Source organism: Streptomyces sp. NPDC001450 (assembly GCF_053597295.1).
This window is the reverse complement of the sequence record NZ_JBSFHY010000145.1, coordinates 1-1,466: the sequence shown is the minus strand read 5'-3', so window position 1 is coordinate 1,466 and position 1,466 is coordinate 1. Positions and strand designations below refer to the sequence as shown.

Here is a 1,466-nt window from a genome sequence, read left to right as displayed (position 1 = left end):
GCCGGTGTCGGCTGGTGGTTCTACCAGCACCTGAACGGCAACATCCAGAGTGTGTCGCTGGACGGCAAGGGCGGTACGGAGAAGGCCGACGCGTTCGGTCGTACGCCGATCAACATCCTGGTGATGGGGTCGGACGGCCGCACCAGCAAGGCGGACTGCAAGCTGGGCGGCGGTTGTTCGCATACGGGGGTGCAGACGGGCAGCAACGCGGATGTGCAGATGGTGGTGCACATATCCGCCGACCGTTCGAACGCGACCGTGATGAGTATTCCGCGGGACACGATGACCCGGGTCCCGGCGTGCAAGGACAGTGCGACGGGCCGGTCGACGGCGGGTTACTACGGGCAGATCAACAGCGCGCTGCAGTACGGTCCGGCCTGTCAGGTGGCCACCGTCCACCAGCTCACCGGCATCCCCATCGACCACTTCGTGAAGCTGGACTTCTCGGGCGTGGTGAAGATGTCGGACGCGGTCGGCGGTGTGTCGGTGTGCGTCAGCGACGACGTGTACGACACGTACTCGCACCTGAAGCTGGCCAAGGGCGGCCACACCCTCAAGGGGGTGGCCGCTTTGGAGTTCGTGCGTTCCAGGCACGGTTTCGGTGACGGCAGCGACCTGGGGCGCACCGTCTCGCAGCACATCTTCCTCAGCGCGATGATCCGCAAGTTCAAGAGTGCGGGCACGCTCACCGATCCCACCGCGGTCTACGACCTCGCCGACGCCGCCACCAAGGCGCTGACGGTGGACGACGGGCTGGGCACGGTGAAGAAGCTGATCGCGCTCGCGGCGGACCTGAACAAGGTCCCGACCAAGCGGATGACCTTCACGACGATGCAGACCGGCACCGACCCCGACGACAGCAACCGGGTGGTGGTGGGCGCGGGTGCCAAGACCCTGTTCGCCACCATCGCCGGCGACCAGTCCCTGACCACCGGCTCCGGCAAGAAGTCCGCGGCCGCCTCCGCGACCGCGAAGGCCACGACCGTGCCGGCGTCCCGGATCGCGGTGACGGTGGAGAACGGCACCGCGGTCACCGGCCGCGCCTCCGCCGTCGCGGCCGCCCTCACCGGTCGGGGCTTCAGCCCGGCCACCACCACCGCCAACGCCCCCAGCCCCGCGACCACCACCACGCTCACCTACGGCACCGGCCACCAGCCCGAGGCCCGGACGGTCGCCAAGGCACTGGGCCTGTCCGCCGCGCACCTGAAGAAGGACACCAGCGGCAGCAGCGGTCTGACCCTGGTGATCGGCAGCGACTGGCCCAGCGGCACCACCTACACCGGCACCACGTCCTCGCCCGCGCCCGCCGACACCAAGGCCGCGGTCTCCAACGCCCACGCCCAGACCGCCGACCAGGCCAAGACCTGCGCCAAGGTCAGCCCCTACAAGACGGTGGAACTCAACGGTGTCCCCATGACACCGGCCCAGGCGTACGCGGCGGCCCGCACCAAGCCCGACTCCGACGA

The 1,466-nt window shown here is 69.2% G+C and carries 1 protein-coding gene; it reads left to right on the top strand.

Annotated elements, in window-relative coordinates; all coding sequences use genetic code 11:
* Nucleotides 1-1,466: LCP family protein (locus tag ACWC5O_RS45440; protein ID WP_450592532.1), on the top strand; the 1,466-nt coding region annotated here is incomplete at both ends.